23 protein-coding genes, 1 pseudogene and 1 riboswitch are annotated in these 25,445 nt (G+C 74.8%); of the genes and pseudogenes, 14 read left to right on the plus strand and 10 right to left on the minus strand.

Translation table 11 applies throughout. The features are described from left to right. Positions 1–497, minus strand: a pseudogene (locus ACFVU3_RS16020) (hypothetical protein); the annotation flags it as partial. A gap of 160 nt (positions 498–657) precedes the next feature. On the opposite strand from ACFVU3_RS16020, the gene ACFVU3_RS16025 reads away from it, so the two are divergent. The 3 genes from ACFVU3_RS16025 (at position 658) to ACFVU3_RS16035 (ending at position 3,628) form a co-directional block, all read left to right on the plus strand. After that, a complete protein-coding gene (locus tag ACFVU3_RS16025; RefSeq protein WP_390066528.1) occupies positions 658–1,551 on the plus strand; it encodes an N-acetylmuramoyl-L-alanine amidase in 894 nt (297 codons plus the stop codon). A gap of 100 nt (positions 1,552–1,651) precedes the next feature. Then, positions 1,652–2,473, plus strand: coding sequence for a DUF5336 domain-containing protein (locus ACFVU3_RS16030; protein ID WP_390066530.1), 822 nt, complete (start codon positions 1,652–1,654; stop codon positions 2,471–2,473). Positions 2,474–2,617: 144 nt separating this feature from the next. After that, a complete protein-coding gene (locus tag ACFVU3_RS16035; protein WP_390066532.1) occupies positions 2,618–3,628 on the plus strand; it encodes an LLM class F420-dependent oxidoreductase in 1,011 nt (336 codons plus the stop codon). Positions 3,629–3,719: 91 nt separating this feature from the next. On the opposite strand, the gene ACFVU3_RS16040 is transcribed toward ACFVU3_RS16035, so the two are convergent. The 4 genes from ACFVU3_RS16040 to ACFVU3_RS16055 all read right to left on the minus strand — a co-directional run bounded on the left by ACFVU3_RS16040 (position 3,720) and on the right by ACFVU3_RS16055 (position 7,659). Beyond that, positions 3,720–4,268 (minus strand): hypothetical protein, encoded by a 549-nt coding sequence (locus ACFVU3_RS16040; RefSeq protein WP_390066533.1) that lies wholly within the window; start codon positions 4,266–4,268, stop codon positions 3,720–3,722. Positions 4,269–4,448: 180 nt separating this feature from the next. Next, a complete protein-coding gene (locus ACFVU3_RS16045) occupies positions 4,449–5,540 on the minus strand; it encodes a prenyltransferase (RefSeq protein ID WP_390066535.1) in 1,092 nt (363 codons plus the stop codon). Beyond that, positions 5,537–6,283 carry a class I SAM-dependent methyltransferase gene (locus ACFVU3_RS16050; protein WP_390066537.1) on the minus strand — a complete coding sequence of 249 codons (747 nt, stop codon included), beginning with the start codon at positions 6,281–6,283 and terminating at the stop codon, positions 5,537–5,539. The genes ACFVU3_RS16045 and ACFVU3_RS16050 overlap by 4 nt, the downstream gene beginning before the upstream one ends. 56 nt (positions 6,284–6,339) lie before the next feature. Continuing rightward, positions 6,340–7,659 carry a glycosyltransferase family 4 protein gene (locus tag ACFVU3_RS16055; RefSeq protein WP_390066539.1) on the minus strand — a complete coding sequence of 440 codons (1,320 nt, stop codon included), beginning with the start codon at positions 7,657–7,659 and terminating at the stop codon, positions 6,340–6,342. A gap of 239 nt (positions 7,660–7,898) precedes the next feature. On the opposite strand from ACFVU3_RS16055, the gene ACFVU3_RS16060 reads away from it, so the two are divergent. Beyond that, positions 7,899–8,531 (plus strand): TetR family transcriptional regulator, encoded by a 633-nt coding sequence (locus tag ACFVU3_RS16060; protein WP_390066541.1) that lies wholly within the window; start codon positions 7,899–7,901, stop codon positions 8,529–8,531. A 14-nt stretch (positions 8,532–8,545) separates the two neighbouring features. Here the strand turns inward: ACFVU3_RS16060 and ACFVU3_RS16065 are convergent, their stop codons facing one another. The 3 genes from ACFVU3_RS16065 to ACFVU3_RS16075 form a co-directional block, all read right to left on the minus strand. After that, entirely contained in the window at positions 8,546–9,109 is a 564-nt protein-coding gene (locus ACFVU3_RS16065; RefSeq protein WP_390066542.1) for a hypothetical protein, read from the minus strand. Between the two features lie 224 nt (positions 9,110–9,333). Then, positions 9,334–9,567 (minus strand): ferredoxin, encoded by a 234-nt coding sequence (locus ACFVU3_RS16070; protein ID WP_390066544.1) that lies wholly within the window; start codon positions 9,565–9,567, stop codon positions 9,334–9,336. Further along, complete coding sequence (locus ACFVU3_RS16075) at positions 9,567–11,027, minus strand: aldehyde dehydrogenase (protein ID WP_390066545.1); 1,461 nt, start codon at positions 11,025–11,027, stop codon at positions 9,567–9,569. Before ACFVU3_RS16075 ends, ACFVU3_RS16070 begins: the two co-directional genes overlap by 1 nt. A gap of 101 nt (positions 11,028–11,128) precedes the next feature. Between ACFVU3_RS16075 and ACFVU3_RS16080 the strand changes: the two genes are divergently transcribed. The 7 genes from ACFVU3_RS16080 to ACFVU3_RS16110 all read left to right on the plus strand — a co-directional run bounded on the left by ACFVU3_RS16080 (position 11,129) and on the right by ACFVU3_RS16110 (position 19,102). Next, the gene (locus ACFVU3_RS16080) at positions 11,129–12,166 is read left to right on the plus strand and encodes an MBL fold metallo-hydrolase (RefSeq protein ID WP_390066547.1); all 1,038 of its coding nucleotides are present in this window, start codon (positions 11,129–11,131) and stop codon (positions 12,164–12,166) included. A 251-nt stretch (positions 12,167–12,417) separates the two neighbouring features. Continuing rightward, positions 12,418–12,490, plus strand: a riboswitch (cobalamin riboswitch). Positions 12,491–12,588: 98 nt separating this feature from the next. After that, positions 12,589–13,848, plus strand: a complete 1,260-nt coding sequence (locus ACFVU3_RS16085) for a prenyltransferase/squalene oxidase repeat-containing protein (protein WP_390066549.1) — start codon at positions 12,589–12,591, stop codon at positions 13,846–13,848. 8 nt (positions 13,849–13,856) lie between these two features. Beyond that, complete coding sequence (locus tag ACFVU3_RS16090) at positions 13,857–14,522, plus strand: SCO2322 family protein (protein ID WP_390066551.1); 666 nt, start codon at positions 13,857–13,859, stop codon at positions 14,520–14,522. Continuing rightward, a complete protein-coding gene (locus ACFVU3_RS16095; protein ID WP_390066553.1) occupies positions 14,519–15,784 on the plus strand; it encodes an energy-coupling factor transporter transmembrane component T in 1,266 nt (421 codons plus the stop codon). Before ACFVU3_RS16090 ends, ACFVU3_RS16095 begins: the two co-directional genes overlap by 4 nt. After that, on the plus strand, positions 15,781–17,541 hold the full coding sequence (locus ACFVU3_RS16100) for an ABC transporter ATP-binding protein (protein ID WP_390066555.1): 1,761 nt from the start codon (positions 15,781–15,783) through the stop codon (positions 17,539–17,541). Before ACFVU3_RS16095 ends, ACFVU3_RS16100 begins: the two co-directional genes overlap by 4 nt. Then, entirely contained in the window at positions 17,538–18,395 is an 858-nt protein-coding gene (locus tag ACFVU3_RS16105; protein ID WP_390066557.1) for an ECF transporter S component, read from the plus strand. Before ACFVU3_RS16100 ends, ACFVU3_RS16105 begins: the two co-directional genes overlap by 4 nt. Before the next feature lie 305 nt (positions 18,396–18,700). Next, positions 18,701–19,102: a transglycosylase SLT domain-containing protein gene (locus tag ACFVU3_RS16110; protein ID WP_390066559.1), complete on the plus strand. Its 402-nt coding sequence runs from the start codon at positions 18,701–18,703 to the stop codon at positions 19,100–19,102. Positions 19,103–19,400: 298 nt separating this feature from the next. Here the strand turns inward: ACFVU3_RS16110 and ACFVU3_RS16115 are convergent, their stop codons facing one another. Further along, positions 19,401–20,579: a steroid 3-ketoacyl-CoA thiolase gene (locus tag ACFVU3_RS16115; RefSeq protein WP_390066561.1), complete on the minus strand. Its 1,179-nt coding sequence runs from the start codon at positions 20,577–20,579 to the stop codon at positions 19,401–19,403. A gap of 301 nt (positions 20,580–20,880) precedes the next feature. On the opposite strand from ACFVU3_RS16115, the gene ACFVU3_RS16120 reads away from it, so the two are divergent. The 3 genes from ACFVU3_RS16120 to ACFVU3_RS16130 all read left to right on the plus strand — a co-directional run bounded on the left by ACFVU3_RS16120 (position 20,881) and on the right by ACFVU3_RS16130 (position 24,007). Further along, positions 20,881–22,140 (plus strand): cytochrome P450, encoded by a 1,260-nt coding sequence (locus tag ACFVU3_RS16120; protein ID WP_390066563.1) that lies wholly within the window; start codon positions 20,881–20,883, stop codon positions 22,138–22,140. A gap of 119 nt (positions 22,141–22,259) precedes the next feature. Continuing rightward, entirely contained in the window at positions 22,260–23,342 is a 1,083-nt protein-coding gene (locus tag ACFVU3_RS16125; RefSeq protein WP_390066565.1) for a DUF2330 domain-containing protein, read from the plus strand. Continuing rightward, positions 23,339–24,007, plus strand: a complete 669-nt coding sequence (locus ACFVU3_RS16130; RefSeq protein WP_390066567.1) for an O-methyltransferase — start codon at positions 23,339–23,341, stop codon at positions 24,005–24,007. Before ACFVU3_RS16125 ends, ACFVU3_RS16130 begins: the two co-directional genes overlap by 4 nt. Before the next feature lie 81 nt (positions 24,008–24,088). Here the strand turns inward: ACFVU3_RS16130 and ACFVU3_RS16135 are convergent, their stop codons facing one another. Beyond that, positions 24,089–25,159 carry a serpin family protein gene (locus ACFVU3_RS16135; protein WP_390066568.1) on the minus strand — a complete coding sequence of 357 codons (1,071 nt, stop codon included), beginning with the start codon at positions 25,157–25,159 and terminating at the stop codon, positions 24,089–24,091. Positions 25,160–25,445: the final 286 nt, after the last annotated feature.

The following is a 25,445-nucleotide window of genomic DNA, read 5'->3' on the forward strand; positions in this document are numbered from 1 at the left end:
GCGGCACCCTGGGAGCCGCCGTTCTGCGGCGCCTCCCAGGGCGCGGGCCCCGCGGCCCGAGCGGGCGCGGGAGCCGGGGCGGGCGCGGGGGCCGGGGCGGGCGCGGGGGCCGGGGCCGGGGCCGGGGCCGGGGCCGGCAGTCTGAAGGAGCCCGTCGCCGAGGCGTCCGTGCCGCCGCCGGAGCCGGGCGGGCCGAAGTCGTCCCGGGGCGCGGAGCCCGTACCTCCGCTCGGGCCGGGCGGGCCGAAGGCGCCCGCGCCGTCACCGGCCGTGGCGCCCGGGCCGCCGGCCTCGCCGCCGGCCGGACCGCGCCGGCCCGGTCTGATCATGATCGTCTCGCCGGAGCCGTCCGGCGGCGGCGCGTCGGCCGGCCGCTTGGCCAGGTCCGGCCCGGGCCGCGCGTCCTGCGGGCCCGCGGCCTCCGGCACCGGACGGGCGTCCTGCGGTCCCGCCGCGTCCGGTCGCGGACGCGCGTCGTTCGGTTCTTCCCCCGCCACGGTTCCCCCTCGTGGTCCAGGCGCGGTGGCACCGCCACCGCCGCTTCTTCCACCTACCCTTCACCGCGCACGCACACGCGTCCAGCGGATTGCGGACGCGGTGACCGAGCCGGTACATCCGGTCCGTGGTTCCGGCCGGCGGAGGGCCTAGAGTCGCGGGGTGCCGAACGACCACAGGAACCCCGTGACCCGCCCCGTGCCCGCCGTCCTCGCGGCGCTCGTCTGCTGCGCCGCCCTCGCCGGCTGCGGCGCCGCGTCCGAGGCCGCCCAGGGCACCCGGGGCCCGGCCGCGGCCACGGCCCCGACGCCCGCGCCGGCCCGCACCGGGGCCGCCACCACGGCCCCGGCCTCCGCCGCCCCCTCCCGGCCGCTCGCCGGCCGCACCGTCGTCGTCGACCCCGGCCACAACCCGGGGAACTTCGGGCACGGGCGGGAGATCGCCCGCAAGGTGGACATCGGCACGGCCCGCAAGGAGTGCGACACCACCGGGACCGCGACGAACGCGTCCGGCGGTGAGGAGGCGTACACGGAGGCGGCCTTCACCCTCGACGTCTCGCACCGGCTGCGGAAGCTGCTGGAGGCGCGCGGCGCCACCGTCGTCCTGACGCACGACGCGGACCGGCCGTACGGGCCCTGCATCGACGAGCGGGCCCGGATCGGGAACGAGGCGGCGGCCGACGCCGTCGTCTCCGTCCACGCCGACGGCTCGGCGGCGGGCCACCGCGGCTTCCACGTGATCGTCCCGGCGAAGGTGCGGGAGGGCGCCGCCGACACCGGCCCGATCGTGGCGCCTTCGCGCCGGCTCGGCGAGGGGATCGTCGCCGGCTTCCGCGGGGCGACCGGAACCTCCCCCGCCAACTACCTCGGCGGCGGCACCGGGTTGGACGTCCGTTCCGATCTCGGAGGTCTCAATCTGTCAACGGTGCCCAAGGTCTTCGTCGAATGCGGCAATATGCGTGATCCGAAGGACGCCGCACTGCTGACGTCCGGGGTGTGGCGGCAGAAGGCGGCACAGGGCATCGCCGACGGCATCGTGACCTACCTCCAGGGGTAGAACCCGCAAGCGATAGATTCGCTCCGTACGATGGGGCCGCCCCCGTGCCCAGAACCGGCGCCTGCCCGACGCGACGACGACCCGACGAAGGACTTCTTACGTGAATATCCGCTCCCTCACCCGAGGCGATGGCGTAGTGATCGGCGCTGCGGTGGTGCTTTTCATCGCCTCGTTCCTCGACATCGCCGGCTGCGACGGCCCGGACTCGATCTGCGACCAGATGCCCAACACGTGGGAGTGGTCCTACCTCGGCTGGGGCACCTTCTTCCTCGGCATCGCCGGCGCGGCGCTCGTCGTCGTCTCCCACGGCCTGCCGCAGCCGCGCAAGGTCGCCGGTCTCGACCTCGGCCAGGTCGGCGCCGCCTTCACCATCGCCTCGGCGTGGTCCCTGCTCATGTGGATCTTCGAGGCGGAGGACGCGGGCGCCGGCCTGATCCTCGGCCTGATCGCCTCGCTCGTCCTGGCCGCCGCCGCGGTCGCCGGCCCGATGGTCCCGGCCCTCAAGGCCCCGCTCGTCGGCGCCCCGCGCCCGCCGGCCCCGCAGCCGTACGGCGCGCAGCCCGGCCAGCCCGGTGTCGCCGGCGGTGGCTACGGCTACCCGGGCGCCCAGCAGGCCCAGCAGCCCTACCCGGCCCCGCAGGACGCCTCGCAGGGCGGCCAGCCCTTCGGCCAGCCGCAGGCCCCGCACCAGCCGGAGCCGCAGGCCCCGGCGCAGGGCGGCTCGGACTTCACGCCGTTCTGGTTCGCCGTGCCCGTCGCCCGTCCGCTGTACGCGGAGGACGGCTCCGGCTCGCAGATCGCCGAACTGGCCCCCGGCACCTGGTACCTGGCCGTCGAGCAGCGCGGCCAGGCCCTGATCGCGCAGACGCAGGACGGGCGCCGCGGCGTCCTCCAGGACGCCACGGGCATCCAGCGCGGCTGAGCCCCCCGCGGGGATTCCCCCGCACCGCGCAGCGGCCCCCCGACCGGAAGTCCTTCCGGTCGGGGGGCCGCTGCCGTACAGTCCCCGGGAACCAGATCTGACACATCGTCAGAATGCTTCGTCGGCGTCAGAAGGGAGTCCGGCATGCGCCTGGGACTCGCGCTCGGCTACTGGGGCCGCGGCCCCTCCCCCGCCCATCTGGAGCTCGCGCGCGAGGCGGAGCGGCTGGGCTACGACTCGGTGTGGACGGCGGAGGCGTGGGGCTCGGACGCCTTCACCTCGCTCACCTGGATCGCCGCGCACACCAGCAGGATCGGGCTCGGCACCGCCGTGGCCCAGATGGCCGCCCGCACCCCGACCGCCACCGCGATGCAGGCGCTGACCCTCGACCACCTCTCGGGCGGCCGGATGCGGCTCGGCCTCGGGCTCTCCGGCCCGCAGGTGGTGGAGGGCTGGTACGGGCGCCCCTTCCCCCGCTCCCCGCTGACCGCCACCCGCGAGTACGTGGACGTGATCCGCCAGGTGCTCCGCCGGGAGGCGCCGGTCCGCCTCGACGGACGGCACTACTCCTTCCCGTACGCCGGCGACGACGGCACCGGCCTCGGCAGACCCCTCAAGCCGATCACCCACCCGCTCCGCCCGGACCTGCCGGTCCTGCTGGGCGCGGAGGGACCGAAGAACATCGCGCAGACGCTGGAGATCGCCGACGGCTGGCTGCCGCTCTACTGGTCGCCCACCCGCTGGCGCGAGGTGTACGCCCTCCCCGGCCGGCTCCGCGACGGCTTCCGGGTCGCCCCCATGGTCCGCGCCCAGGTCTGCGACGACGTGACGAAGGGCCTGCTGCCGGTCAAGGCGATGCTGGGCTTCTACATCGGCGGCATGGGGCACGCGACCCGGAACTTCCACGCCGACCTGATGGCGCGCATGGGGTACGAGGCCGAGGCCCGGCACATCCAGGGCCTCTTCGCCGAGGGCCGCCGGGAGGAGGCCGTGCTCGCCGTCCCGGACGCCTTCGCCGACGAGATCTCCCTGGTGGGCCCGAGGGAGCGGATCGCGGAACGGCTCCAGGAGTGGCGCACCGGCCCGGTGACGGACCTCCTGGTCACGGCCCCGGACCAGGAGACCCTGAGGACGCTCGCGGAGCTGGGCTCCTAGGTCCCGCCGGGCCTGGCACACGGGCGGCGCGGAGAGCTGCACCGACCACCCGACGCCGGCGGGCCGGCCGTCCCCGCCGGGGCGTGACGGCTCATCCGCCGCTGAGCTGGGAGGCCGAGGGGACCTTGTCGACCACCTCGGCCCCGGCGGCCTTGCCGGCGTCCTTGATGTCGTTGATGACGCCCTCCAGGCCGCCGACGCCCGCGGCGTCGATCTCGCCCTTGCGGAGCTTCGTGCCGAGGTCCTTGAGGGACTCGATGCCGGCGGAGAGCGGGGCGACGGCCTTGGACAGGAGCGGGTCGCCCTTGGCGTTGTTCACCGCGGCCTTGAGCCGGTTGTAGGTGAACGCGCCCGCGAGTCCCGCCTTGACGAGGGCGAAGGTGCGCCCGTCGGCCCCCTTCTTGAACGTGCCCGCCCTGTACGGCTTCACGATCCACTGGTACGCGGCCCCGGCGGCGAGTCCGGCGTTCGCGACGAAGCGGGTCTTCGCCAGCTTCTGCTGCTCGAACGTGCCCGACGCCGAGGGGCTGGAGGCGGTGCTCACGCTCTGGGTGGTGTCGGCCCCGCACGCGGCCGTGGTGAGCAGCAGCGCGCAGGACAGCAGCAGCGCGACGACGCCGCGGTTCAGGCTTCTGGGCACAGCGGAACCTCCCTGGGACGGTGACGCCAGCCTCGCCCCGCCCCCGCCGCACCGCCATCCGGGCGGCGCCGGACGGGTGCCCCTCCCGGCGCCCGCCACGCCCCTCCGAGGGGCGTGGCGGGCGGTCAGCCGGCGGACCCGGGCCCGGTCGAGGCCGGGCTCGAAGAAGGGGCCGTCGTGTCACGCCCCGCAGCAGTCCGGGGCCAGGCCGGCCGGCAGGGTCTCGCCGCCGAAGACGGCGACGGTGGCCTGCTCGCCGCCGAGGGCCGCGACCGCCAGGAGGAGCGAGCCCGCCGTCCAGGTGGTCTGCTCCTCGGGCCAGACGGCCGGTTCGTGGCCGTCCGCGCCCTCGTACACGTACCCCGTCCAGTACAGGCCGTTCGGCGCCCGCAGGTGGCCGATGTCCTGGAGGACCGTCAGGGCCCGGTCGGACTCCCCCGACGCCCAGAGGGCGAGGGCCAGTTCGCAGCTCTCGCCGCCGGTGACCCACGGGTTGGGGACGACGCAGCGGACACCGAGGCCGGGGACGACGAACTCGTCCCAGCGCTCGTCGATGCGGGCCTTCGCCTCGGCGCCGGTGACGGCCCCGCCGAGGACCGGGTAGTACCAGTCCATCGAGTAGCGGGACTTGTCGAGGAAGCGCTCCGGGTGGCGCCGGATCGCGTGCGCCAGGGCACCGGCCGCCAGCTCCCAGTCGGGCTGCGGCTCCTCACGGGCCTCGGCGAGGGCGAGGGCGCAGCGCAGCGCGTGGTGGATCGAGGAGGAGCCGGTGAGGAGGGCGTCCGTGACGGGGGTGCCGTCGGCCTCGCGCTTCCAGCCGATCTGGCCGCCCGGCTGCTGGAGCCGGAGGACGAACTCGACCGCCGCGTAGACGACCGGCCACATCCGGTCGAGGAAGGCGTCGTCGCCGGTCGACAGGTAGTGGTGCCAGACACCGACCGCTATGTACGCGGTGAAGTTGGACTCCTTGCCGCGGTCGGTGACGTCGTCCGGGTCGCCGTCCCGGTAGGCCGCGTACCAGGAGCCGTCGGCGTTCTGGTGCCGGGCGAGCCAGGCGTAGGCGCGGGCCGCCGCCTCGTGCTCGCCGGCCGTGTCCAGGGCCATGGCGGCCTCGATGTGGTCCCACGGGTCGAGGTGGTGGCCCCGGAACCACGGGATGGCGCCGTCCTCGCGCTGGCCGGCGAGGATGCCGGCGACGGTGCCGGCGGCCTGCTCGGCGGTGAGCACCCCGGGCAGGACGAGATGCTCCGCGATCCGCTCGGGAGAGGTCACCGGGCCGCGTCCGCGGTGTCGGCCTTCGGCAGGTGGGGCTTGGTGGCGTAGGCGACGAAGCTCTTGCCGACGACCGGGTTGAGCAGCTGCTCGGCGACCCGGGTCAGGGCGGGCTTCTTCATGATGTCCCAGACCAGGAGCTTGTGGTACGCCCGGACCGGCAGCGCCTTGTCGTTGTCGACGCCGAAGGCGCACTTCAGCCACCAGTACGGCGAGTGCAGGGCGTGCGCGTGGTGGGTGCCGTACGGCCTGAGGCCGGCCTGGCGGATCTTGGCGAGCAGCTCGTCCGCCTTGTAGATGCGGATGTGGCCGCCCTCGACCTCGTGGTACGCGTCGGAGAGCGTCCAGCAGATCTTCTCGGGGCCGTACCGGGGGACGGTGATCGCGATCCGGCCGCCCGGCTTGAGGACGCGGACCATCTCGGCGAGCACGCCCTTGTCGTCCGGGATGTGCTCCATGACCTCGGAGATGATGACGACGTCGAAGGACTCGTCGGGGAAGGGCAGGTTGAGCGCGTCGCCCTCCATCGCGGTGGCGGTGGCGCCGGCCGGAGCCTCGCCGGCCTCCTTCATCGCGGCGAACCACTTGGCGACCTCGCGGATCTCCTCGCCGTTCTGGTCGAGGGCCACGACCTGGGCGCCGCGCCGGTAGCACTCGAAGGCGTGCCGGCCCGCACCGCAGCCCAGGTCGAGCACGCGGTCGCCGGGGGCGAGCGGGAAGCGGGTGAAGTCGACGGTCAGCACGGGGTCTGCCCTTCCGGGTGGCGGGGGGTACGGGTGGTGCGGAGGCGGTGCGTGGTTCAGCGGCGGCGGGCGGCGGTCTGGCGGTCCAGGGCCTCCCGGTACAGCTCGGCGGTGCCCTGGGCCGCGCGGGCCCAGGTGAAGCGGTCCAGGACCCGGGCGCGGCCCGCGGCGCCGAGGCGGGCCCGCAGCGCGGGGTCGCCGAGCGTCCGGCCGAGCGCGGCGGCCAGCGCTCCGGCGTCGCCGGTGGGCACGGCGAGGCAGGTCTCGCCGTCGGGGCCGGCGACCTCGGGGATCGCACCGCCGGTGGTGGCGACGAGCGGGGTGCCGGTGGCCATGCCCTCGGCCGCGGGCAGCGAGAAGCCCTCGTAGAGGGAGGGGACGCAGGCGACCTCGGCGGAGCGGTAGAGGTCGACGAGCTCGGCGTCGCTGATGCCCTTGACGAAGCGGACGGCGCCGTCGAGCCCGTACCGCTCGATGGCCTGGGCGACCGGGCCGTCCTCGGCGCGCTTGCCGACGACGACGAGGTGCGCGTCGGGCCGCTCGGTGCGCAGCTTGGCCAGCGCCTCGATCAGGAAGACCAGGCCCTTGAGGGGGACGTCGGCGCTGGAGGTGGTGACGATCCTGCCGGGGACCTCGGCGACGGACGGGTCCGGCGACCACAGCGCGGTGTCGGCGCCGATGTGCACGACCCGGATGCGGTCCTCGCGGACGCCGAGGTGCTCGACGATCTCGTCGCGCGAGGTGCCGGAGACGGTGAGGACCGACGGCAGCCGGCGGGCGACCCGCTTCTGCATCCGGGTGAAGCCGTACCAGCGGCGCACGGAGGCGCGGCGCTTCCAGTCGTCGGCGGCGTCGAGCTCCAGCCGGCGGTCGACGGTGATGGGGTGGTGGATCGTGGTGACCAGGGGGGCGCCGAGCGCGCGGGGGCCGCCGAGGAGGCCGTACCCGAGGGTCTGGTTGTCGTGGACCACGTCGAAGTCGCCGCGGCGGGCGGCGAGCGTGCGCCGGGCCCGCAGCGAGAAGGTCAGCGGCTCGGGGAAGCCGCCGGTCCACATGGTGGCGACCTCCAGGGCGTCGATCCAGTCCCGGTACTCCTCGCGCTTCGGCGTCCGGAAGGGGTCGGGCTGGCGGTAGAGGTCGAGGCTGGCGATCTCGCTGAGCGTGACGCCCTCGTCGAGGGTCGGGTACGGCTGCGAGCCGAAGACCTCGACGGTGTGGCCGAGCCGGGCCAGTTCGCGGGAGAGGTGGCGGACGTAGACGCCCTGGCCCCCGCAGAAGGGGTTCCCCTTGTACGTGAGGAGAGCGATCCGCAACGGACCGTCACCGGACGGGCCGGCGCCCTGCCGGGGGCTTGCCTCTATGGCCTCAGCGGTCATGCGCGACCCCCTTCGAGCGTGCGTTTCGCGCGAGCGTAACCGCTCGCGCTAATGTAGAACAAGTTACAGACTTGATCGTTCTCGACGTCTCTTGATCCTTCGAGAGGCACCGAATCTACCGGCAGGTAGCTCCCGTGTGAGCGCCGGAACAGGTGATTCGCACCACCCGGCCGCGGAGGTTCGCGCCACGGCCGTCCTCCGCCATACTGACGCTCCCCACCGCACGGAACGGGACCCCGATGACCGCAGAGAGCAGAGCGGACCACCGCCCCTCCGCCACACCGCCCCTGACGGAGCGACAGGAGGCGCGCCGCCGCCGCATCCTCGACGCCAGCGCCCGGCTCGCCGCCCGCGGCGGCTTCGACGCGGTGCAGATGCGGGAGGTCGCGGAGGCCGCCGGGGTCGCCCTCGGCACCCTCTACCGCTACTTCCCCTCCAAGATCCACCTGCTCGTCGCGACCATGCAGGACCAGCTCCAGCACATGCACACCACCCTCCGCAAGCGGCCCCCGGCGGGCGCCGCCCCGGCGGAGCGGGTCGCGGAGACCCTGATGCGCGCCTTCCGCGCCCTCCAGCGCGAGCCGCAGCTCGCCGACGCGATGGTCCGCGCCCTGACCTTCGCCGACCGCAGCGTCAGCCCCGAGGTGGACACCGTCTCCCGCCTGACGACCGCGATCATCCTCGACGCGATGGGCGCGGAACAGCCCACGCCGGAGCAGCTGTCCGCCGTCCGCGTCATCGAGCACACCTGGCACTCCGCGCTCATCACCTGGCTGTCGGGCCGGGCCTCGATCGCCCAGGTCAAGATCGACATCGAGACCGTCTGCCGCCTGATCGACCTGACGTCCCCGGAGCGGACGCCCGCCCGCTGACGGGACCGGGCGGGTCAGGGGGCGGCGTCCCCGCCCGACAGGAGGTCCATCTCCTGCTCGGTGAACTGCTCCATGCACGTGTCCTCCGTGGCGGTGAAGCCCATCACGTCCATCGACAGGGCCTGCCGGGAGGTGGAGTACCGGGCGGACAGGCTCCACCCCTCCTTCTTGAGCAGGGCGCCGCGCGTGGTGCCGATGTCCTCGCCCAGCTCCTCCTCCCACCGTTTCCCGGACTCCGTCCAGCCCGCCGCGACGAACGCGTCCAGGGCCTTGTCGTACTTCCCCCGGCCTCCGTCCATCACCGGGCCCGCGTACTGCCAGGCCGCGGAGCAGTCCGCGGCGCGCCGCGCGACCCGCTCCCGCTCCGTCGCCGGAGCCACCGTGCCGGTCGCCTCCCCCGGCTCCGGCAGCGCCGACTCCGGCAGCCCCGCGCCGGCGACGACCGTCCGGATCTCGGACTGCGCGGCCTCCCGGCCGAAGGCGTCCGGCTTCGCCCCCTCCCCCGCTCCGCAGCCCGCCGCCCCCAGCGACACCACCACGGCCAGGGCCGCCGAAACGGCCCGTCTCTTCCCCTGCACGTGCGTCCCCTCCCAGGTCACGGGGCCGTTCGCCCCGTGATCAGGGGAGGAGTGTGCCATGGGGTGGCGCGGCCGTCTCCTCCGGACCCTGCCGCGCTCGATCCGCAGGAGACGGCCTGGTCCTCCGGATCCTGCCGCGCCCGATCCGCAGGAGACGGCCTGGTCCTCCGGATCCTGCCGCGCCCGATCCGGTGGAGACGGCCTGGTCCTCCGGTGGAGACGGCCTAGTCCTCCGGTGGGTAGACCGGCTCGCCGCCGTCCGCGAGCGTGATGAGGATGGCTTCGACCGGGCAGCCCTCCGCCGCCGCGAGGAGGCGCTCGCCCGCGTCGGCCTCCGGGGCGACCGGGTGGGACTGGCGGGCGGTGTCGAGGCGGAAGCCGTCCGGGGAGTGGACGACGCACATGCCGGAGCCGATGCAGACGCCCCGGTCGACCTCCAGGTGCCAGCGGTCGCCCATCAGTTCTCCCCGTAGCCGGCCGGCAGGTGGATCATCTTGTGCTCCAGGTACTCGGAGAAGCCCTCGGGGCCGAACTCGCGTCCCAGGCCGGAGTTCTTGTAGCCGCCGAACGGGCCGAGCATGTCGAGGCTGAAGGTGTTGACGTTGAAGGTGCCGGTGCGGACCCCGCGGGCGAAGTCGACGCCCCGCTCGGCGTCGCCGGTCCAGACGCTGCCGCTGAGGCCGTACTCGGAGTCGTTCGCGATCCGCAGCGCCTCGGCCTCGTCCCCGTACGGCAGGAGGCAGACGACCGGGCCGAAGATCTCCTCGCGGGCGATCCGCATCGCGTTGTCGACGTCGCCGAAGAGGGTCGGCTCGACATACCAGCCGCGGTCGAGGCCGTCGGGGCGGCCGCCGCCGGTGAGGACCTTCGCGCCCTCCGCCTGCCCGATGCCGATGTAGTCGAGCGAGCGCTGCTGCTGGCGGCGGGCGACGAGCGGACCGACCTGGGTGGCCGGGTCGAGCGGGTCGCCGACGACGAGGGCGGAGGCCGCGGCGGCCAGCGCCTCGGCGACCTCCTCGTACCGCGAGCGCGGGGCGAGGATCCGGGTCTGGGCCACGCACGCCTGCCCGTTGTTCATCCAGGCGGCCGGGACGATCCCGGCGACGGCGGTGGCCACGTCGGCGTCCGGGAGGATCACCGCCGCGGACTTGCCGCCGAGTTCGAGGGTGACACGGGTGAGGTTGCGGGAGGCGACCTCCATCACGCGCTTGCCGGCGGCGACCGAGCCGGTGAAGGAGACCTTGTCGACGCCGGGGTGCCCGACCAGGTACTCGCTGACCTCGCGGTCGGCGGGCAGGATCGAGAGCACGCCCTCCGGCAGCCCGGCCTCGGCGGCGATCTCACCCAGCAGGTACGAGTCGAGCGGCGACTCCGGCGAGGGCTTGAGGATCACGGTGCAGCCGGCGAGCAGCGCCGGGCCCAGCTTGGCGGCGGCGGTGAACTGCGGCACGTTCCACGGCACGACGGCGGCGACCACCCCGACCGGCTCGCGCCGCACGAGCAGCGGGCCGAGGACCCCGCCGCGCCGCTCCTCGAAGACGAAGCCGCGGGCGACGGTGATGGCCGAGTCCCACACCATCATCGCGCCGAGCGCCTGGGCGAGGACGGACCAGGAGTACGGGGAGCCGTTCTGGGAGCTGATCGAGCGGGCCAGCTCCTCGTGCCGGACGGCGATGGCGTCCTTGATCCGGGAGACGACCTCGATCCGCTCCTCCAGGCTCGTCCGCGGCCAGGGCCCCTCGTCGAAGGCCCGCCGGGCGGCCGCGACGGCCCGGTCGACGTCGGCGCGGGAGGCGTGCGGGACGCGTCCGATGACCTCCTCGGTGTGCGGGGAGATCACCTCGATGGCGGCGTCGCCGAGCGGGTCGGTCAACTCCCCGCCGATGAACAGCTTTCCGTGCTCCACCAGCTCGCTCATGCCGGTCGCCTCCCGGGGGTATCTGACGGTGTATCAGAACTGATATCAGTTCTAGTTATAGTGGGCAATGGTCGTACCGGGACGCAGAGACGAGGACGCTCATGACGCAGGTGACCGAGCACGGCGGCGGTGTCTGGTCGCTGCGGGTGCCCATCCCCGACAACCCGCTGGGCCACACCCTGGTCCACGTCCTCGACACCGACCGGGGACCGGTCCTCGTCGACACCGGCTGGGACGACCCCGCCTCCTGGACCGAACTCACCGCCGGCCTCGGCGCGCTGGGGATCGGCGCCGGCGACGTCCACGGCGTCGTCATCACCCACCACCACCCCGACCACCACGGCCTCTCCGGCCGGGTCCGGGAGGAGTCCGGGGCCTGGATCGCCATGCACGCCGCCGACACCGCCGTCGTCCGCCGCACCCGCGAGTCCGACCCCGCCACCTGGCTCGACTACCTGGCCCGCAAGCTCGCCGCCGCCGGCGCGCCCGAGGACCACCTCGCGCCGCTGCGCGCCGCCCGCTCCGGCGGACGGATGCGGACCCTGCCCGGCCTCGGGGCCGCCCTCCCCGACCGGGAGATCGTCCCCGGCGAGCTCCTCGACCTCGCCGGCCGCCGGCTCCGCGCCGTCTGGACCCCCGGCCACACCCCCGGCCACGTCTGCCTCCACCTGGAGGAGCGGCACCCGGCCGGGCTCCCCGGCCACGGCCGGCTCTTCTCCGGCGACCACCTGCTGCCGGGGATCTCCCCGCACATCGGGCTGTACGAGGACCCCGACGACTCCACGGTGACGGACCCCCTCGGCGACTACCTCGACGCCCTGGAGCGCATCGGCCGGCTCGGCGTCGCCGAGGTCCTCCCGGCCCACCAGCACGCCTTCCCGGACGCCGCCGGCCGGGTCCGCGAACTCCTCGACCACCACGAGGACCGGCTCTCCGGCCTCCTCGCCCTGCTCACCACCCCGCTCACCCCGTGGCAGCTCGCGGAGCGGATGGAGTGGAACCGTCCCTGGGACCGCATCCCGTACGGCTCCCGCAACATCGCCGTCAGCGAGGCCGAGGCCCACATCCGCCGCCTGGTGAAGCTGGGCCGCGCGGAGGCCGTGACGGGGACGGAGCCGGTGACGTACGTGGCGGTGTGAACGGAGAGCCGCCGGACCGGGTCCCCGCGCGGCGGCGCGAACGGAGCCGGCGGGCACCGGGACCGGGTCCCGCGCGCGGCGGCGCGAACGGAGCCGGCGGGCACCGGGACCGGGTCCCGCGCGCGGCGGCGCGAACGGAGCCGGCGGGCACCGGGGCCGGGTCCCGTGCGTGGCGGTGTGATGCGGCTCGCACGCCCGGGGAGGTGCTCCCGGCGGCCGGTATGGTGGGCCGGTCGTCTTCATGCCCGAGCAGGGGAAAGCCGGTGCGAATCCGGCGCTGACCCGCAACCGTGACGTGCCCCCGTGCACGGAGCCGGAACGCCCTGCCTCCGGGACGTGAGCGCCGGCACCGTCGAGGAATACGGCGCCGGACGCGGGCCCCCCGGGGGCGCCGGTGTCCGGTGCCCGCACGAGAGGCAACCATGATCAGCGTCCGTCGCGCCGCCGCCGCGCTCACCGCAGCGGCAGCCGTGCTCAGCACCGCCGCGACCGGCGTGGCCTCCGCCGCGCCCTCGCCGAGCGCGGCCGCCGCCGCGCTCCCGCCCGGTCTGTACGGCAAGGGCGACCCGACCTACGACGGCGTCTGGCGCCAGTCGCTCGCCTTCCTCGCCCAGCGTGCCACCGGCTACCAGCCGGCCGACCAGGCCGTCGACTGGCTGCTCGGCCAGCAGTGCGCCGACGGCTCCTTCGCCTCGTACCGCGCGGACGCCACGAAGCCCTGCGACGCCACGACGATGCGGGACTCCAACGCCACCGCCGTCGCCCTCCAGGCGCTCGGCGCCGTCCGCCGCGAGGCCGCCGACCCGACGAAGATCGACACCGCGGTCAAGTCCGGCTACGGCTGGCTGCGCGGCGTGCAGAACAAGGACGGCGGCTGGAGCTACACCCCCGGCGGCCCCAGCGACGCCAACTCGACCTCCATCGTCGTCAGCGCCCTCGCCGCGTCCGGCGTCAAGCCCGGCTCGTACACCTCGGCCCAGGGCCGCACCCCCTACGACGCGCTGCTCGCGCTCGCGCTGCCCTGCTCCGACGACGAGGGGGCGGGCGCCTTCGCGTACCAGCCGGACAAGGCGGGCAAGCTGCTCGCCAACGCGGACGCGACCGCCGCCGCCACCCTCGCCGGGCTCGGCAAGGGCATCACGGCCGTCAAGGCCACCCCGCCGCAGGCCCCGACCTGCGCCGACCTCTCCGAGCCCACCGTCGAGCGGGCCGCCCTCAACGGCGCCTCCTACCTGGCCAAGGCGCTCGTGCAGACCGGGCACCTGACCACCCCGCCGCTGCCGGGCGCCACCGACACCGAGCCGAAGCCGGACTTCGGCAACACCGCCGACGCCGTCGTCGCCCTCGCCGCCGCCGGCACCGCCCGCCTCGCGGAGCCCGCCCTCCAGTGGCTGGAGCAGAACGCGGCCCCGTGGGCGAAGGAGTCCGGCCCCGCCGCCTACGCGCAGCTGATCCTCGCCGCCCGCGCCATGGAGGCCGACCCGCGCGAGTTCGGCAAGGTCGACCTGGTCGAGGCGCTGAACGCGACCGGCCCGACGCCCAAGACCCCCGACACCTCCGCCGCCTCCACCGAGGACGAGGAGGACGACTCCTTCCTCGGTTTCGACGTCTGGTGGATCATCGGCATCGGCATGGTCGCCGGCGTCGGCATCGGCTTCCTCCTGAGCGGCCGCAAGAAGTGACCCGAGGAGTGGCGCGCCGGGGACGGGCCGCCGGGGCGCTCGCCACCGGTACGGCCGGGCTGCTGCTCGCCCTCGGCGCGGCCGCGCCCGCCCAGGCGGCGGGCTACCGGTACTGGTCGTTCTGGGAGTCCGACGCCGGGAAGTGGAGCTACGCCACCCAGGGCCCGGCGACCGCCCGGCCCGCCGACGGCGACGCGATCGGCTTCCGCTTCGCGCTGAGCGAGGACTCCGCCGACGCGACGAGGCCGACCGCCGCGCCCGACTTCGGCGCGGTCTGCGCCGACGTCGAGCAGGCGCCCGGCACGAAGCGGATCGCGGTCGTCGTCGACTTCGGCACCCCGCGGGACGCCCCCGCCGGCGAGACCCCGCCGAAGGACTCGCCGACGACGGGCTGCGCCCGGATCGCCGAGAACGGCACCGGCGCCGACGCCCTCGCGGCCGTCGCGAAGCCCCTCCGCTACGACAGCGCGGCCATGCTCTGCGGCATCGCCGGCTATCCGCGGCGCGGCTGCGGCGAGGCGGTCGCCGACCCGGCCGCCACGCCCGCGGCGACCGCCCCGGAGACCGCCGCCGAGGAGACCGGCGGCGGCCCGTCGCTCGGCCTCCTCGTCGGCGGCGGAGCCGTCCTCGCGCTCGGCGCCGCGGCCGTCTGGAAGTCCCGCCGCCGCGCATGACCCGGGCGAGCGAGACCCCGGCGGACGCCACCGCCGGACCGACCGGACCCCGGCGCGCGCGGACGGACCGGGCCACCCCGGCCGCACCCCGGCGCGCGCGGACGGACCGGGCGGCCGCGGGAGGCGGCGCTCCCGACGGCCGGGCCGGGCGGGGGGCGCGCCTCCTGGCGCCCGTGGCGGACCGGGGCAACGCCCTGCACCCCGGCGCCTGGTGGCTGTGGGCCCTGGGGCTCGCCGTCGCCGCCTCCCGGACGACCAACCCGCTGCTGCTCGGGCTGATCGTCGGCGTCGCCGGATACGTGGTGGCGGCGCGCCGCACCGACGCGCCCTGGGCCCGTTCGTACGGGGCCTTCGTCAAGCTCGGCCTGTTCGTCGTCGCCCTGCGGATCGTCTTCTCCGTGGTGCTCGGCTCCCCCCTCCCCGGCACGCACGAGCTCTTCACGCTGCCCGAGCTGCCGCTGCCCGAATGGGCGCAGGGCATCCGGATCGGCGGCCGGGTCACCGCCGAGCAGCTGCTCTTCGCCCTGTACGACGGGCTCAAGCTGGCCGCCCTGCTGATCTGCGTGGGCGCCGCCAACGCGCTCGCCAACCCGGCGCGGCTGCTGAAGTCGCTGCCGGGCGCGCTGTACGAGGCCGGGGTCGCGGTCGTCGTCGCGATGACCTTCGCGCCGAACCTCGTCGCCGACGTCGTCCGGCTCCGCACCGCCCGGCGGCTGCGCGGCCGGCCCACCGGCGGAGTGCGGGCGGTCCTCCAGATCGGCCTGCCCGTCCTGGAGGGCGCGCTGGAGCGGTCGGTCGCCGTGGCCGCCTCGATGGACGCGCGCGGATACGGGCGCACCGCCCAGGTCCCGCCGGCCGTCCGCCGCACGACGAACGTCCTCACCCTCGGCGGTCTCCTCGGCGTCTGCGCCGGCTCGTACGGGCTGCTCGCCGCCCAGGGCGCCGGCTACGGCCTGCCGCTGCTCGCCGCCGGACTCCTGGCGGCGGTCGCCGGACTCCGCCTCGGCGGCCGGCGGAGCGTCCGCACCCGCTACCGCCCGGACCGCTTCGGCCCCCGCTCCTGCCTGGTCGCCGCCTCCGGCATCGCGGTGGCCGTCCTCATGATCCGGGCCAACGCCTACGCCCCGGAGGCCCTGCACCCGGGGTTCGTCCCCCTCACCGCCCCGGAGCTGCCGCTCTGGCCGGCCCTGTCGGTCCTCCCCGGCCTGCTGCCCGCCGTCGTCGCCCCCGTACCCCCCGCCCGCGAGGAGCCGCCCGCGTGATCCGCTTCGAGAACGTCTCGGTGACGTACGAGGACGCCGCCGGGCCCACCCTGCGGGACGTGGACCTCACGGTGCCCGAGGGGGAGCTGGTGCTGCTGGTCGGCCCCTCGGGCGTCGGCAAGTCGACGCTGCTCGGGGCGGTCTCCGGGCTCGTGCCGCACTTCACCGGGGGCACGCTGCGGGGCCGGGTCACGGTCGGCGGCCGCGACACCCGCACCCACCACCCGCGCGAGCTGGCCGACCTGGTCGGCACGGTCGGGCAGGACCCGCTCGCCCACTTCGTCACCGACACCGTCGAGGACGAGCTCGCCTACGGCATGGAGTCCCTGGGCCTCGCCCCGGCGGTGATGCGCCGGCGCGTCGAGGAGACCCTGGACCTGCTGGGCCTCGCCGAGCTGCGGGACCGGCCGATCGCCACCCTCTCCGGCGGCCAGCAGCAGCGGGTGGCGATCGGCTCCGTGCTGACCACCCACCCCAAGGTCCTCGTCCTCGACGAGCCGACCTCCGCCCTCGACCCTTCGGCCGCCGAGGACGTCCTGGCGGTGCTCCAGCGGCTCGTCCACGACCTGGGCACCACGGTCCTCATGGCCGAGCACCGCCTGGAGCGGGTCGTGCAGTACGCCGACCGCGTCCTGCTCCTCCCGGACGCCGTCCTCGGCACGCCCGAGGAGATCATGGCCGTCTCCCCCGTGCACCCGCCGGTGGTCGCCCTGGGCCGCCTGGCCGGCTGGGACCCGCTGCCGCTGACCGTACGGGACGCGCGGCGGCGGGCGGCCGGGCTGAGGGAGCGGCTGGATCCGCCCCCCGCCGCCGGGGAACCGGCGGGTCCGGAGGCAGCCCGCACGGCGGACCGCGAGCCGGCCCGTCCGGCGGATCGCGAGCCGGCCCGTCCGGAGGACCGTGGTCAGGGGCGGAGCCCCGGTGACGGGAAGAGGCGGGGCGGGGGCCTGTCCCTCTTCCGGCGCCCCACCCGGCCGTCCGCGCCCGCCCCCGACCCCACCGCCCCCCTCGTCGACGTCGACCGGCTCGCCGTGCGCCGGGGCCGCGTCGAGGCGCTGCGCCGGATCGACCTCCAGGTGCGGCCCGGCGAGACCCTCGCCCTGATGGGCCGCAACGGCGCCGGCAAGTCGACCCTCCTCTCCGCCCTCGTCGGCATGATCGCCCCCACCTCCGGCACGGTCCGCGTCTCCGGTCTCGTCCCGCACACCACCGACCCCCGCGCCCTCATCCGCCAGGTCGGCCTGGTGCCGCAGGAGCCGAGGGACCTGCTGTACGCGGAGACCGTCGGCGGGGAGTGCGAGGCCGCCGACGCGGACGCGGGCGCGGAGCCCGGGACCTGCCGGGCGCTGGTGACGGAGCTCGTGCCCGGCGTGACCGACGCCACCCACCCCCGGGACCTCTCCGAGGGGCAGCGGCTGGCGCTGGCGCTCGCCGTGGTGCTGACCGCCCGGCCGCCGCTGGTCCTCCTCGACGAGCCGACCCGGGGCCTCGACTACGCGGCGAAGGCGCGGCTGGTCGCCCGGCTGCGCGCCCTGGCCGCCGACGGGCACGCGATCGTGCTGGCCACGCACGACGTGGAGCTCGCGGCGGAGCTGGCCGACCGGGTGGTGATCGTCGCGGGCGGCGAGCTGGTCGCGGACGGTCCGACGGCCGAGGTCGTCGTCTCCTCCCCGGCCTTCGCCCCGCAGGTCGCCAAGGTCCTGGCGCCCCTGCCGTGGCTCACGGTCGAGCAGGTGGAAGGGGCGCTGCGCGCGTGAGGACCCACCCGATCCGGCTGGGGCCGCGTTCCGTCGCGGCCCTCGTCCTCGTCTCCCTCGTCGGCCTGATCGGCGTCGGCTGGCCGCTCTTCGCCGACGCCGAGGCCGCCGTCACCGACCACGCCGCCGACGCGCCCTGGCTCTTCGCGCTGATCCTTCCCCTCCTCATCGCCGTCGTGGTGGCGACCATCGCGGACTGCGGGATGGACGCGAAGGCGGTGGCGATGCTGGGGGTGCTGGCCGCGGTGGGGGCGGCGCTGCGCCCGCTGGGCGCGGGCACGGCCGGCCTGGAGCCGATGTTCTTCCTGATGGTGCTGAGCGGCCGGGTCCTCGGGCCGGGCTTCGGCTTCGTCCTGGGCGCGGTGACGATGTTCGCGTCGGCGCTGCTCACCGGCGGGGTGGGGCCGTGGATGCCGACGCAGATGCTGGCGATGGGCTGGTTCGCGATGGGCGCGGGGCTGCTGCCGGCGGGGGTCCGGGGGCGGCCGGAGCGGCTGATGCTGGCCGCGTACGGCTTCGTGGCGGCGTTCGCGTACGGCACGGTCACCAATCTCTACGGGTGGGTGACGGTCGGCGGCCTGAGCCACGGCCTCTCCTTCCAGCCGGGGGCTCCGGCGGACGAGAACCTGGTCCGGTTCCTGGCCTTCCTGATCGCCACCTCCCTCGGCTGGGACCTGGGCCGGGCCGCGCTCACCGTGGTCCTGACCCTCACGGTCGGCGGACCGCTCCTGCGGGCGCTGCGGCGGGCCACGCGGCGGGCGAACTTCGAGGCCCAGGTCACATTCGAGGGGCCCGCGGAGGGGTCCGCGGGTGAGGCGCCTCATAGGACCCACGTCACGTACGACCGTACCTAGTAGAACCGGACGAGCCTCTCAAAACGCCCATCAGCGGGCATGACCTGCGGAAACGCCCGGACGCCCGGACCCCGCCCCACCGGGCCGAGTCCGAACCTTCCTCGTACACGGGGTCGTTGCGCCGCCTTCCGGGATTTGTTTGTGTAGTGGACGTCGCCAGGCAGCAGGTGCTCAGCGAAGCACCGCGGCAGGCCGGTTCCCCCCAGCTCCCGGGTCCTCCGGGCTCTGGTTCCGGCATGCCGGAATCGGTCGGAAACGGCCGTGACGCCCGGCGCGACCCCAGTCCCCGACGTTAGGTAGACGTTTTGTTCCGCTCGATCACCACTCGTGCCGCCGCCCGCAAGAAGTCCTTCGCCGCCACGGCAGCCGTGCTGCTCGGCGCCTCGGGTGCGGTGCTCGGCACGACGGGCACGGCCTCGGCCGCCAGCCCGCAGGAGCTCGCTCGCGACATCGTGCCCGCCTCTCAGTACGCCTCCTTCAGCAAGATCGTCTCGCACGAGTCCGGCTGGAACTTCAAGGCGACCAACTCCTCCTCCGGCGCCTACGGCCTGGTCCAGGCCCTGCCCGGCTCGAAGATGGCCTCGGCCGGCTCCGACTGGAAGACCAACCCGGCCACCCAGATCAAGTGGGGCCTCGACTACATGAACGAGCGCTACGGCTCCCCGAACGGCGCCTGGGCGTTCTGGCAGGCCAACGGCTGGTACTGAGCCGCCCCGCCGCACCGCGCACACCCGCAAGGCCCCGCCCTCCGCACGGAGGGGCGGGGCCTGCGGCGTTTCCGCACCTCCGGCCCGCCCATGGCACCCCCGGCCCGCCCATGGTGCGGCGTTTCCGCGTTCCCGGTCGGCCGTGCGGCGTTCCCGGTCGGCCGTGCGGCGTTCCCGCGCTTCCGGCCCGCCGCACGGCACGGGCGCGGGGCCCCGCCCTCCCCCGAGGGAAGGGACGGGGCCCCGCTCTCTTTCCCGGGCACCCCTGCCAGGTCTCACGGAACCGCCGCCGGCGGGTCTACAGCCGCTGGATGATCGTCCCGGTGGCGAGCGCGCCGCCGGCACACATCGTGACCAGCGCGAACTCCTTGTCGGTCCGCTCCAGCTCGTGCAGCGCCGTGGCGATCAGCCGGGCGCCGGTCGCGCCGACCGGATGGCCGAGGGCGATGGCGCCGCCGTTGACGTTGACCCGCTCCAGACCGTCGAGCTCCTTGTCGAACTCCTGCGCCCAGCTCAGCACGACCGAGGCGAACGCCTCGTTGATCTCGATCACGTCGATGTCCCGGAGGGACATGCCGGCCTTGCCGAGGACCGCGCGGGTCGCGTCGATGGGCCCGTCCAGGTGGTAGTGCGGGTCGGAGCCGACCAGCGCCTGGGCGACGATCCGGGCGCGGGGGCGCAGCTTCAGCGCCCGGGCCATGCGCTTGGAGGCCCACATCACGGCGGAGGCGCCGTCGGAGATCTGGGAGGAGTTGCCCGCGGTGTGGACGGCGGTGGGCATGACCGGCTTGAGCCGGGCGAGGCCCTCCATGCTGGTGTCGCGGAGCCCCTCGTCGCGGTCGACCAGCCGCCACATGCCCTGCCCGGCGTGCTGCTCCTCCTCGGTGGTCGGGACCTGGACGGCGAAGGTCTCGCGCTTGAACCGCTCCTCGGACCAGGCGACGGCGGCCCGCTCCTGGGAGATGACGCCGAGGGAGTCGACCCGCTCGCGGGTCAGGCCGCGGCGGCGGGCGATCCGCTCGGCGGCCTCGAACTGGTTGGGGAGGTCCACGTTCCACTCGTCGGGGAAGGGCTTGCCGGGCCCGTGCTTGGAGCCGGAGCCGAGCGGGACGCGGGACATGGCCTCGACCCCGCAGGAGATGCCGACGTCGATGACCCCGGCCGCGATCATGTTGGCGACCATGTGGCTCGCCTGCTGGGAGGAGCCGCACTGGGCGTCGACGGTGGTGGCGGCGGTCTCGTACGGCAGCCCCATGGCGAGCCAGGCGGTGCGCGCCGGGTTCATGGACTGCTCGCCGGCGTGGGTGACCGTGCCGCCGACGATCTGTTCGACGCAGTCGGCGGGGATGCCGGTGCGGCCGAGGAGTTCGCGGTAGGTCTCGCCCAGGAGGTAGGCGGGGTGGAGGTTGGCGAGCGCGCCTCCGCGCTTGCCGATGGGGGTGCGTACGGCTTCGACGATGACGGGTTCCGCGGCCATGAGCTGGTCCTCTCCTCGACCGGGCGGGGTGTCCCGGCACCCGCCGGTCGGCGTCATGGGAGAACTAGTACGCGTTCTAGTTCTGAGTGAAGTCTTATGACTGCTACCGCCGGTACGCAAGGGTCCGGAAGGCAGGAGTTCGGCACCGGGGAGGGGTTCCGGCGGCTCCGGAGGGCTCATCGGGAGGGTTCGGGCGGCGCGCGGGGGGCGTATTACGGCCGCGCCTCTTGCCACTTGTAGAACTCGTTACTACCTTTCCCGGCAACTTCTGATGGTCCATCAGATATGGAGCGTGCTGCCGATGACCTGCCCCCACCTCCCCGGAGGATTCGACGCCACCGACCCCGACCTGCTGCAGAGCCGCGTCCCGCTCCCCGAGTTCGCGGAGCTGCGGCAGACCGCGCCGGTCTGGTGGTGCCCCCAGCCGCGCGGCGTCACCGGCTTCGACGACGAGGGGTACTGGGCCGTCACCCGGCACGCGGACGTCAAGTACGTCTCCACCCACCCCGAGCTGTTCTCGTCGAACGAGAACACCGCCGTGATCCGCTTCAACGAGCACATCGGACGCGAACAGATCGACGTCCAGAAGCTGATCATGCTCAACATGGACCCGCCCGAGCACACCCGCGTCCGCCAGATCGTCCAGCGCGGCTTCACCCCGCGCGCGATCCGCGGCCTGGAGACCGTCCTGCACGCCCGCGCCCGCGCGATCGCCGACGAGGCCAGGGCAGCCGCCGCCGAAGACCCCGACGGCACCTTCGACTTCGTCACCCGGGTCGCCGTCGAACTCCCCCTCCAGGCCATCGCCGAACTCATCGGCGTCCCCCAGGAGGACCGCTCCCGGATCTTCGACTGGTCCAACAAGATGGTGGCGTACGACGATCCCGAGTACGCCATCACCGAGGAGGTCGGCGTCGAGGCCGCCATGGAACTCATCGGCTACGCGATGAACATGGCCGCCGCGCGCAAGGAGTGCCCCGCCCAGGACATCGTGTCGCAGCTCGTCGCCGCCGAGGGCCAAGGCAACCTCTCCTCCGACGAGTTCGGCTTCTTCGTACTGCTGCTCGCCGTCGCCGGCAACGAAACCACCCGCAACGCGATCAGCCACGGCATGCACGCCTTCCTCACCCACCCCGACCAGTGGGAGCTCTACAAGCGGGAGCGCCCCGCGACCACCGCCGAGGAGATCGTCCGCTGGGCCACCCCGGTCGTCTCCTTCCAGCGCACCGCCACCCAGGACACCGAGCTCGGCGGCCAGAAGATCAAGCGCGGCGACCGCGTCGGCCTCTTCTACTCCTCCGCCAACCACGACCCCGAGGTCTTCGAGAACCCGGGGACCTTCGACATCACCCGCGACCCCAACCCCCACCTCGGCTTCGGCGGCGGCGGACCCCACTTCTGCCTCGGCAAGTCCCTCGCCGTGAAGGAGATCGAGCTGATCTTCGACGCCCTCGCGGACGTCCTGCCCGACCTCACCCTCGCCGGCGAGCCCCGCCGGCTGCGGGCCGCCTGGCTCAACGGCGTCAAGGAACTCCGGGTCCGCACGACGACACCGGCCTGACGGGCCCGGCGGAGACCGGCCGCCCCTCCCGCCGTTCCTCACACCACCACCCGCCGGTACCGGACGGCCGCCGGAACCGCCGCCGGAACCGTCCGCCTCCCCCGCACGTCCGATCGGGCATGCGGGGGACCACACACAGAATCCTGACCACACTCGTCGCGCTGCTCGCGCTCCAGCTCGGCTCGCTCGTCGCGCCCGCCTGGGCCTGCGGCTGCGGCGCCATGATCACGCGCCCGTCGGAGCGCATCGGCGTCGACCGGGAGGAGTCCGCCGTCCGCTGGGACGGACGGACCGAGACCGTCGTCATGCGCTTCCGCGTCCACGGCGACGCACGCCAGGCCGCTTGGGTCATGCCGGTGCCGCACCGGGCGGACGTCACCCTCGGCGACCCGGAGCTCTTCGACCGGATCGAGGAACTCTCCGCCCCCGAGGAGCGCGAGCGCGCCTACTTCTGGCCCCGCGACGACGACTGGCCCTTCGACGCCGGCTACGGCGACGGGGCCTCCGCCGGCGCGGCCCCCGGCGGCGCGGTCGGCGTCGTCGGCCGCGAACGGCTCGGCCCCTTCGACGTCGCCCGGCTCACCGCCACCGACCCCGAGGCCCTCGGCACCTGGCTGCGCGCCAACGGCTTCGAACTGCCCGACCGTCTCACCCCCGAACTCCGGCCCTACGTCGAGCGGAAGTGGGAGTACGTCGCCATCCGCCTCGCCCCCGAGAAGCGGGGCGAGCGGCTCTACGGCGAGCTCACCCCGCTCCGCATCACCTTCGCCTCCACCGAACTCGTCTACCCCATGCGGCTCTCCCGGCTCGCCACCACCTCGCAGACCCTGGGCCTGTCGATCCTCGCCGACCACCGCATGGAGCCCCGCGCGGCGATCGGCGGCGAGCGCCCCGAGGTCACCTTCTCCGGCCGGATCGACCGCCCCGACGGGCCCGTCGCCGACCTCACCGGCGGCGCCCCCGCCCATCTCACCGTCCTGGAACAGCGCTTCCCCGACCCCTCCCGGATCGACGACGACCACGTCCTGCGCACCGTCGCCGACACGCCGTACCGCCGCGTCACCTACCACGACCGCCTCCTGACCGTCGCCGGCGTCCCCGTCTGGCTGCTGACGGTGGCCCTGGGCACGGCGGCGATCACGGCGACGACCGTGTTCCTGACCGTACGGGCCAAGCGCCGCCGCGTACCGTCACCGGTATGACGAACCCTCAGTGGAACGACATCGACGCCTACCTCACGGGTCTCCTCGTCCCCGCCGACGAGGCGCTCACCGCGGCCCTCGCCGACTCCGCTGCCGCCGGACTCCCCGAGATCGCCGTCGCCCCCAACCAGGGCAAGCTCCTGAACCTGCTCGCCCGGATCCAGGGGGCCCGGCGCATCCTGGAGATCGGCACCCTCGGCGGGTACAGCACGATCTGGCTGGCCCGCGCCCTGCCCGGGGACGGCCGCCTCATCACCCTGGAGTACGACCCCCGGCACGCCGAGGTCGCCCGCGCCAACCTCGACCGGGCCGGCCTCGCCGACCGGGTCGAGGTCCGCACCGGCCCGGCCCTGGACACCCTCCCCCTGCTGGCGGAGGAGGGCGCGGGCCCCTTCGACCTGGTCTTCGTCGACGCCGACAAGGTGAACAACCCGCACTACGTGAGCTGGGCCCTGGAACTCTCCCGCCCCGGCACCCTGATCGTCGTCGACAACGTCGTCCGGGGCGGCCGGGTCGCCACCGAGGACCCGGCGGACCCGGCCGTCACCGGCACCCGAGCGATGTTCGACCTCGTCGCGAACGAACCCCGCCTCGACGCCACCGCGATCCAGACCGTCGGCTCCAAGGGCCACGACGGCCTCCTCATCGCCCGGGTCACCGACTGACGGACCGACCGCACGACCCGCCGGCCCAGCCCGTCTCTTTCGGATCAGGCCGCGAGCCCGGCAAGATCCGAAAGAGACGGCCTAGCCCGCCCCTCCCGCCCGCCACCCCACGAAGAGCGGCAGCTCCCCGCCGGCGTCCATCACGGCCACCCCGAAGGGGCGGTCGAAGGCGATCCGTTCGGCGGGGAGCGGCCGGACCGCGCTCCTCGTCATCACCACCTGGGTGACGGCCGCCGCCTCCACCCCCTCCTCGGCGACCTCGACGACCGCCTCCTGGGCCACCCGCGACACGAACATCGCCTCCGGCGACAGACCGGAGAAGTCGGCGCCGGGCCGCAGCGCGCCCCCGGCACCCGCCGACGCCAGCCAGGGCCGTACGTCGATCCGGCTCCGCAGCGAGAACCGCGGCAGCGCCGCCTCGACGTGCGCGGCCCGTACCGGCTCGCGGTCCCCGGCCCAGGCCAACGGCACCACCTCCCACGGCCGGGCCCCCGGCTCCCCGAGCACGAACCGCACCCGGGCGCCCCGCTCCCCCGCGCACGGCAGCTCCAGGACCACCCCGCCGCCGGTCCGCCACGCCCAGGAGGCCGGGACCCGCCCGTGCATCGTCGGCACCGGCCGGGTCTTCCCGGCCCCGTCCGTGAAGTCCGCGGGCCGCGTCAGCGCCGGGTCGAAGGCCGTGCGCCACGCCGCGCGCAGCGCCAGCGCCCCGACCAGCACCAGATCCGCCCCGCCGTCGAGCTGTTCGGGCAGCCCCGGGACCAGCCCTCCGGTCGCCTCGCGCGCCCACGCGTCGAGCTCCCCCTGGGCGGCGGCCCCCAGCTCCCCGAACCGCACCCCCGGCAGCCCCGCCCGGAACCCCTCGCGCACGGGCACCCGGCTCCACACCCCGACCGCCGCGCCGACCCCGCCGGTCCCCGCGACGGCCCCGCCCAGCGCGTTCACCGCCTCCGCGGCCTCCCCGGCCGGCACCCCGAGCACCTCGCCCAGCTCCCGGGCCGTCCGCCCCCGGGCCCCCGAGGCCACGGCGCCCAGCGCCGTCCACAGTCCCACGGGCGAACACACGTGGTCGCCCTCCCCGAGCGCCGCCAGCCACAGCGCCGCCAGCTCCCGCACCACGCCCGCCCGCACGGCGGCGGAGGTACCGGTCATGTCCTTCCTCCCATGAGCATCGTGAAGATCAGTGAATGGGCCAAGCCACTCACGTAGAGCTTGATCGGCGAGTGTCGCCACGGCTAGCAGCCTAGAAGCCGTCAGCCCCCGCCGTCGGCCCATGTCCCCACTGCCCGGCCCCGAACCGTGCCGCTCGGTCCCTCACTGTGGTGTGGGGACCACCGGACGAGCGACTACCGGGGCTTGGCCAGGGCGACCCGTGAACCGGCGATGCTCAGGAACGCCACACGGCCCGCCGCCGAACTCCTGGCGGCGATGGTCCAGC

The organism is Streptomyces sp. NPDC058052, assembly GCF_042885515.1.
In the GTDB taxonomy this organism is placed as follows: domain Bacteria; phylum Actinomycetota; class Actinomycetes; order Streptomycetales; family Streptomycetaceae; genus Streptomyces.

Excerpts from the sequence above, each read along its gene's own strand:
- ACFVU3_RS16035 (WP_390066532.1), top strand. The coding sequence starts at position 2,618 with ATGCGCCTGGGACTCGCGCTCGGCTACTGGGGCCGCGGCCCCTCCCCC.
- ACFVU3_RS16055 (WP_390066539.1), bottom strand. The coding sequence starts at position 7,659 with ATGACCGCTGAGGCCATAGAGGCAAGCCCCCGGCAGGGCGCCGGCCCG.
- ACFVU3_RS16060 (WP_390066541.1), top strand. The coding sequence starts at position 7,899 with ATGACCGCAGAGAGCAGAGCGGACCACCGCCCCTCCGCCACACCGCCC.
- ACFVU3_RS16070 (WP_390066544.1), bottom strand. The coding sequence starts at position 9,567 with ATGGGCGACCGCTGGCACCTGGAGGTCGACCGGGGCGTCTGCATCGGC.
- ACFVU3_RS16075 (WP_390066545.1), bottom strand. The coding sequence starts at position 11,027 with ATGAGCGAGCTGGTGGAGCACGGAAAGCTGTTCATCGGCGGGGAGTTG.
- ACFVU3_RS16080 (WP_390066547.1), top strand. The coding sequence starts at position 11,129 with ATGACGCAGGTGACCGAGCACGGCGGCGGTGTCTGGTCGCTGCGGGTG.
- ACFVU3_RS16085 (WP_390066549.1), top strand. The coding sequence starts at position 12,589 with ATGATCAGCGTCCGTCGCGCCGCCGCCGCGCTCACCGCAGCGGCAGCC.
- ACFVU3_RS16095 (WP_390066553.1), top strand. The coding sequence starts at position 14,519 with ATGACCCGGGCGAGCGAGACCCCGGCGGACGCCACCGCCGGACCGACC.
- ACFVU3_RS16115 (WP_390066561.1), bottom strand. The coding sequence starts at position 20,579 with ATGGCCGCGGAACCCGTCATCGTCGAAGCCGTACGCACCCCCATCGGC.
- ACFVU3_RS16120 (WP_390066563.1), top strand. The coding sequence starts at position 20,881 with ATGACCTGCCCCCACCTCCCCGGAGGATTCGACGCCACCGACCCCGAC.
- ACFVU3_RS16125 (WP_390066565.1), top strand. The coding sequence starts at position 22,260 with ATGCGGGGGACCACACACAGAATCCTGACCACACTCGTCGCGCTGCTC.
- ACFVU3_RS16130 (WP_390066567.1), top strand. The coding sequence starts at position 23,339 with ATGACGAACCCTCAGTGGAACGACATCGACGCCTACCTCACGGGTCTC.
- ACFVU3_RS16135 (WP_390066568.1), bottom strand. The coding sequence starts at position 25,159 with ATGACCGGTACCTCCGCCGCCGTGCGGGCGGGCGTGGTGCGGGAGCTG.